This window comes from Halomonas sp. 3D7M, from assembly GCF_014897885.1.
In the GTDB taxonomy this organism is placed as follows: Bacteria; Pseudomonadota; Gammaproteobacteria; order Pseudomonadales; family Halomonadaceae; genus Vreelandella.
In genome coordinates, this window is record NZ_JABUZF010000181.1 from 1818 (window position 1) to 9271 (window position 7454).

Annotated in this window: 5 protein-coding genes and 2 pseudogenes; all 7 read right to left on the reverse strand. The window is 52.0% G+C overall.

Going from position 1 to position 7454, the window contains the following annotated elements; translation table 11 throughout:
- Positions 1-131: pseudogene (locus INT22_RS20715) on the reverse strand (D-alanine--D-alanine ligase); the annotation flags it as partial.
- A complete protein-coding gene (gene murC, locus INT22_RS10250) occupies positions 128-1540 on the reverse strand; it encodes a UDP-N-acetylmuramate--L-alanine ligase (protein ID WP_193061386.1) in 1413 nt (470 codons plus the stop codon). The pseudogene INT22_RS20715 and the gene murC, both read right to left, overlap by 4 nt.
- Positions 1541-1593: 53 nt before the next feature.
- Positions 1594-2691: an undecaprenyldiphospho-muramoylpentapeptide beta-N-acetylglucosaminyltransferase gene (gene murG, locus INT22_RS10255; protein ID WP_193061308.1), complete on the reverse strand. Its 1098-nt coding sequence runs from the start codon at positions 2689-2691 to the stop codon at positions 1594-1596.
- Positions 2692-2709: 18 nt separating this feature from the next.
- Positions 2710-3891 (reverse strand): putative lipid II flippase FtsW, encoded by a 1182-nt coding sequence (ftsW, locus tag INT22_RS10260; protein ID WP_089037726.1) that lies wholly within the window; start codon positions 3889-3891, stop codon positions 2710-2712.
- Positions 3888-5282 carry a UDP-N-acetylmuramoyl-L-alanine--D-glutamate ligase gene (gene murD / locus INT22_RS10265; protein ID WP_193061385.1) on the reverse strand — a complete coding sequence of 465 codons (1395 nt, stop codon included), beginning with the start codon at positions 5280-5282 and terminating at the stop codon, positions 3888-3890. The genes ftsW and murD overlap by 4 nt, the downstream gene beginning before the upstream one ends.
- A 59-nt stretch (positions 5283-5341) precedes the next feature.
- Complete coding sequence (mraY, locus tag INT22_RS10270; RefSeq protein WP_089037724.1) at positions 5342-6424, reverse strand: phospho-N-acetylmuramoyl-pentapeptide-transferase; 1083 nt, start codon at positions 6422-6424, stop codon at positions 5342-5344.
- A 9-nt stretch (positions 6425-6433) separates the two neighbouring features.
- Positions 6434-7454 (reverse strand): annotated as a pseudogene (locus INT22_RS10275) (UDP-N-acetylmuramoyl-tripeptide--D-alanyl-D-alanine ligase); the annotation flags it as partial.

Here is a 7454-nt window from a genome sequence, read left to right on the forward strand (position 1 = left end):
ACACCTTGACGCTTTAACGCGTCAAGCACAGCCGCACCGCTTTTAAGCGACACTTCGCGCTCTGCTGAAGTACCACCATAAACAACAACAACGCGTGCCAAGGGGTCATTCAATGACATTGCTGTACTCATAGCTCTACCTTATCTAGCGATAATTTGGCATGCGCGAAACGAAGCGAAATACCACCCACATCACCAGCGCCTTGAGTAATAAAAATATCCCCAGGACGCAGCAGCTTGCTTAACAGCGCAGGTAGCTCCTGCTTATGCTCAACGAACAATGGATCGACTTCTCCTCGCTGACGAATAGACCCAGCAAGGGTGCGACCCTCCGCGCCTGGAATCACAGCTTCCCCAGCGCTATAAACATCCAATAGAACGAGCGTATCCACTTGAGAAAGCACACGAACGAAATCTTCATAAAGATCGCGGGTGCGACTGTAGCGATGCGGCTGGTACAACATGACCAATCGACGTTCGGGCCAACCTGCACGAACTGCCTGGATAACCATGTCAACTTCACGGGGGTGGTGTCCGTAATCGTCTACTAACATGATATCGCCATCAGCATTGGGGGCGCTGAAGTGGCCATGCACTTGAAAGCGGCGCCCTACACCGGCAAAACTTGCCAGCCCACGAAGAATGGCATCGTCACTTACCCCAGCATCCGTTGCTACAACAATCGCCGCCATCGCGTTTAACGCATTGTGGCGACCGGGCATTGCTAGCCGAATAGCCAATGGAGCAGCTTCCCCAGGACGCACTGCGGTGAACGAGACTTCACCGCCTTGCTGAGTAAAGTCCACAATGCGGTAGTCAGCATCTTCATCGAAACCGTAGGTGACAAACTGACGTTTTACCTGGTCACGCATCGACCGAATGTTAGCGTCATCAATACACAGCACTGCCAGCCCGTAAAACGGCAAATTATGCAGAAACTCGATGAATGTGCTTTTTAAGCGCTCAAAATCCCCACCATAGGTCGCCATATGGTCTGCATCTATGTTCGTCACAATAGAGACCATTGGCTGCAGATGAAGAAACGACGCATCCGATTCATCTGCCTCAGCGACTAGATAATCACCCTCACCCAACCGAGCGTTAGCGCCAGCACTGGTAAGTTTTCCACCAATCACAAAGGTGGGATCCAATCCGCCTTCCGCCAGCAACGTTGCCGTCAAACTGGTTGTGGTCGTCTTTCCATGGGTTCCTGCGACAGCAATGCCATGGCGAAAGCGCATTAGTTCGGCCAGCATTTCAGCACGCCTAACCACGGGCACACGATGCTCATGAGCCCAACGGATTTCAGGATTTGTTGCATCAATGGCGCTGGAGACAACCACGACGTCAGCGCCTACCACATTCTCTTCAGCATGACCGATAGCAACGTTAACGCCACACTGTCGAAGGCGCTCAACAACAGTCGATGCCTTCATATCGCTACCGCTGACGCTGTAACCCTGATTTGCGAGCACTTCAGCGATTCCACACATACCTGCGCCACCGATGCCAACAAAGTGCAAACGCTTAATACGGCGCATACCAGGGCCGCTTGGACGGACACCCGAGTGCAACGCATTATTAATAGAGTCGGTCACGCAGTCTCTCCTTGTTTAACCAGCGCTAAACATCCCTTCGTAAGACGCTCAGTCGCCTCTAAGTAGGCCGCCTGGCGGGCTTTAGAAGCCATGCCTGACAAAACGCTAGGGACTAATAGCTCATCTAAATAGTGTGTTAATCGCTCGGGGGTCAGCTCAGACTGTGTGACACAAAGTGCTGCCCCGGCCTTTACTAAAACGTCAGCATTGACCCGCTGATGATCATCAACAGCAAATGGAAACGGCACTAGCAAGGCGGGCTTTGCAGCTGCGGCAAGCTCTGCCACTGTTAGCGCTCCGGCACGACAAACGACTAAATCGGCCCACTTATACGCAGCCGCCATATCGTCAATAAAGGGAGTAACATCCGCCACAATTCCATGCTCGACATAGGCGCTTGCCGTCGCCACATCTCGGTCTTTGCCCGCTTGATGGCGAACATCAGGGCGTCGCTCTGGCGGCAAGCCCGCCAGCCCGGGCGGTAAACGCTCATTCAGTGCGACCGCTCCTAGCGAACCACCAACAACTAATAACCGCAGCGGGCGAACGGCCAGTTCAGAAGCACTCCTTGGATGCTCACCCAGTGCAGCAATATCTTCTCGCACCGGATTGCCAATCACTTCTGCCTTGTCACCAAAAGCCTCAGCAAACGCCGCGTATGTGCGAGTCGCCAATTTTGAGAGCACTTTATTGGTCAGCCCAGCAATAGCATTTTGTTCATGTATCACCAATGGCACCCTGGAAAGCCACGCTGCCAGCCCACCTGGGCCACTGGCAAACCCGCCTAACCCAACCACCACATCAGGATTGAAGCGGCGAATTACCTTTCGAGCTTGCAGTACGGCTTGGGAAAGGTTCAGCGGTGCCTTCAGCCAGCCAGTTACTCCGTTGCCACGCAGACCGCTTATGTCGATGGTATGAAGCGTAATACCTGCTTCTGGTACTAGGCGATTTTCGATCCCTCTTGGGCTTCCCAGCCACTCAACGTCGACATTGTGGGCTTTGAGCGAACGTGCTAGCGAAAGCGCCGGAATAACATGACCTCCGGTACCTCCTGCCATAATTAAAATGCGTCGACGTGCGTTCGTCGTCACAAACAACTCCTTGAGTAGTTACGGTAACCGAGGTTCATGGCGTGATTTATAGGGTGTCGATACACGACGCGGACGGTGACGCGTCTCCGCATCTACGCGCAACAACAAGCCAATCATCATACCGGTTACCAATAAACTTGAACCGCCATAGCTAATCAACGGCAATGTTAGCCCTTTCGTTGGCAACAGCCCCGAGCTTACCGCCATATTAATAAATGCCTGAGCTGCGATAACGAAACCTATGCCATAGCTGACATAGGCACCAAATAAATGGCCTGCCAATTCTGCACGACGACCAATCAACATTGCCCTGGTAATGAGCAAGGTAAATAGCAGTACAACGAGAATGGCCCCCATCATGCCGAGTTCTTCTGCGATGACAGCAAAAATAAAGTCGGTGTGAGCTTCAGGCAGGTAGTGAAGTTTTTGAACACTATTACCTAAACCAGTACCGGTCACATGCCCACGACCGAAAGCAATCAGCGCCTGAGTAAGCTGATAGCCAGTGGCAAACTGATCAGCCCATGGGTCCAAAAAGCTCGTCCACCGCGCTAATCGGTAAGGCTCCATAACGACCATCATGACGGCGCCAACAGCCAATACGCCACCACTACCAAATAGCAGGGTAAGTGAAGCGCCGCTCATCATTAACATACCAATAACGCACACGGTATATACCACCATGCCGCCAAAATCGGGAGCAAGAAAAAGCAGCCCCGCCGGAACGGCAAGCACCGCTAAAGGTCGCCACATACTGAATGCCCGTTGGCGTAGGTCATAGGTAAAGCGGGACATGAAAGCCGCCATGTAAAAAATCAAACCGATTTTTCCAAGCTCGGAAACTTGCAGGCTAGGCAAGGGACCAGGTAGTGAAATCCAGCGTTTACTGCCGTTAACTTCCTGACCAACCACGAGCACCAGCACTAGCATGATGATGCTCACTAGCAAAATCAGCGCTGCGTTTTGCCGCCATGCTTCCAAAGGAACACACAGCATAAAAAAACAAGCCAATATAGCCAGAAATAGAAAAATGCCATGCTGCCGAGAGTAGTGATAGGTATTTTCAAGCAGACCTACCGATGCCGAACTTACCATCACCCAGCCTAACCCAGCTAACGCTACGGCGGCGACGATCAACCACACATCGGAGGGTAAATGCCGCGTTGTCAAAGTATCGCGGATACGCTGCACTCGACTCATAACCTCTCTCCTGAGTGATTATGCTGTTTATGCTTCTGCTCAACCCAATCCCGAAAGGCATCGCCTCTCGCCTGGTAATTGACAAACTGATCTAGGCTTGCGCAGGCGGGTGACAGCAATACACAGTCGCCGGGTTCAGCTATTTCCCAGGCCACTTCCATCGCTTGAGTTAAATCGTTGACTAGATGCACTGGAACAGCAGATGAGATAGCGGCCTCAAGACGGCGTGCGTCAGCACCAAATAGCACCGCAGTTTTAGCGCTCTCTGCCAGAGGCATCGCCAGAGGGGTAAAGTCAGCACCTTTGCCGACACCACCGGCCAATAATATTACTTTCCCTGTCAGCGATGCGCTGATGCCTTGAATGGCGGCCAGCGTAGCGCCAACGTTAGTACCTTTTGAATCATTCACCCACATAACGTCATTGATACGAGCGATTACTTCACTACGATGGGGCAGCCCCTTAAAAGCAGTTAATGCTTGGCACATCGGTGCTTTTGCGAAGCCCAACGCCTTACCCATTGCCAAGGCTGCTAGTGCATTGGCATAGTTATGCCGCCCTGCCATGCTGAGAGCTGCTGTGCCAAGCCAAGCAGTATCACCTTGGAACAGCGTTAACTCGCCCCCTTTTTCAACTACCCCCCAGTCATTACCTGCGGGTGCGAAGGCCGTAAAACGCTCTACATGATCAACAGGCGACTCTGGCCAAGTGAGCGCATCATCCGCGTTGACAATGACTGATTGCGCACCGCGAAAAATACGCTGCTTAGCGCGGCGGTAACCCACCATATCTCCATGACGATCTAAGTGATCTTCACAGAGGTTTAAAAAAGCAGCCGCTTTAGCACCCAAATGAGGCGTTGTTTCCAGCTGAAAGCTTGAGAGTTCAAGGATGTAAAGCTCGGCATCAGGGCATTCAGCTAATAAATCCAATGCAGCCGTACCCAAATTGCCACCCACCGCAGCTTTAACACCAGCCACTCTAGCCATCTCGCCGAGTAATGTCGTAACAGTTGACTTGGCATTAGAGCCAGTAATAGCGGCGATCGGCGCATTCACCGCGCGAACAAACAAAGCAATCTCACCTACCAGTACGGGCTCCCCCGTTGCTGGATTATAACGCTCTAGCAAGCCATCAAGCCCTGGCGAATGAGGATCGACACCAGGGCTGACCACCACTTCGTAGGCATCTGTAAAATCAAGCGCCGTTAACGGACCACAATAAACCTCAACATTGGGGTTTTCGTTCTGAAAAGCGTGTAGCCCCGGAGGCTCGGCTCGCGTATCTGCCACCATAAATGGCACGCCTTGACGCGCCAAATGCCGACAAATAGCTTGCCCAGAAATTCCCAGGCCAATAACAACGGTGATTCCATTTGCGACTCGCACGATGACCGGCTCCTTTGTGCATCACGCTAATAGTGGCAACACTGCCGCTATTACTTTGCTAATCATCGAACTTTAAGCGTAGCCAACCCTAACAGCACCAGTACGACGGTAATAATCCAGAAACGCACAATGACCCGCGGCTCTGGCCAACCTTTCAACTCGTAGTGGTGATGCAACGGCGCCATACGGAAAATACGCCGACCGGTAAGCTTATAAGAGCCAACTTGAAGAATCACCGAGACCGTTTCAAGTACAAAGATACCGCCCATAATAAACAGCACAATTTCTTGGCGCACAATAACGGCGACAACGCCTAGCGCGGCACCTAGCGCCAGCGCCCCTACATCACCCATAAACACTTGAGCGGGATAAGTGTTGAACCACAAGAAGCCCAGGCCCGCACCAGCAATAGTGGCACAGAAAACAGCCAATTCGCCGGTCCCATGAATAAAAGGAATATGTAAATAGTTGGCAAACACAGCATTCCCGCTTGCATAGGCAAATACGGACAAGCCCATCGCCACCAGCACAGTGGGCATGATCGCTAGGCCATCAAGGCCATCCGTGAGATTGACTGCGTTAGAGCTGCCAACGATCACAAAATAGGTCAACACGATATAGAACACGCCAAGCGGCAACGCGACATCTTTAAACATCGGGATCAATAAGCTAGTTTCAGCCGGTGTCGCGGCCGTGAGATAAAGCACCAATGCAGCGCCAATACCCACCACCGACTGCCAGAAATACTTCCAACGAGCGGGTAATCCACGCGGGTTCTTTTCAACAACCTTGCGATAATCGTCGACCCAGCCAATAGCCCCGAAGCCTAATGTGACCAGCAGCACCACCCAAACATAATGATTGGTTAAATCGCCCCAGACCAGCGTGCTGATAGCAATAGCCAACAATATCATTGCCCCACCCATCGTGGGCGTACCTGCTTTAGACAAATGAGATTGAGGGCCATCATCACGAATTGCTTGGCCAATCTGGCCTTCCACTAACCGGCGTATAACCCAGGGCCCAAGCCACAGGCATAGCATGAGGGCCGTTAACGCTGCGAGAATGACACGTAAGGTTAAATAGTTAAAAACTTGGAAAGTAGACTGATATTGGGCTAGAAAATTCGCCAGGTGAAGTAACATGAACGGCGCTTACCTTGTTTCATCCGCACGTAGCGCAGCAATGACATTTTCCATGCCTGCACTACGCGATCCTTTCACCAACAGTGTGGTGTTAGGCGGCAGAGTATTAATAACATGACGCACTAGCGTCTCGTGGTCGTCAAAATGCAGCCCGCGACCGAAGGCTTCACTTGCTGAACGGGCGGCATCACCAAAAGTCAGTAATGTATCGATACCCAGTGACGCAGCGTAATGACCAATCTCAGTATGTAGGGCATGAGACTCGTTGCCCAGCTCCCCCATTGCGCCAAGCGCGCACCAGCGCGGTGAAGGAAAGTTCGCTAACGCATCCAACGCCGCTTTCACAGCACCAGGATTTGCATTGTACGTGTCGTCTAACAACGTCGTATTGCGCACACCGGGCACGATGCTTAACCTACCTGATAATGAGGACAATTCGCATAGCCCCGTCACTACTTGCTCTGGTGTAACACCTAATGCGAGAGCCGCTGCAGCAGCCGCCAAAGCATTACTCACATTATGCTTACCAATCAAGGGCAGCTGGACGTCACCCAGGATTTGGCCACGTTCAACAAGCGTAAAAGCATACCGCCCCAAAGAGTCACACGAAAGTGCGGACGCGTGAACGTCCGCATCGCCATGAAAGCCGTAGCTTACAACTTTCTTGCTTCCCGCACAGGCTGACCAAAATTCAAAGTAGTCGTCATCGCGGTTTAGCACCGCAATACCATCTTCCACTAGCCCGGCTAATATTTCGCTTTTGGCTTGGCTAATATTTTGCTTTTGGCTTGGGCAATTTGCCCCATACCGCCAAACTCTCCAACATGCGCGCCTGTTACATTGGTAATGATGGCGACATTAGGGGAGGTCAACTGGCTGGTCCAGGCAATTTCGCCCAAATGATTAGCCCCTAGCTCAATCACACCTGCCTGATGGTGCGTTGCTAAACGCAGCAACGTCAGCGGCGCACCAATATCATTGTTTAAGTTGCCCTCGGTAGCAAGCACACCACCCAATGGCGAAAGTAGCG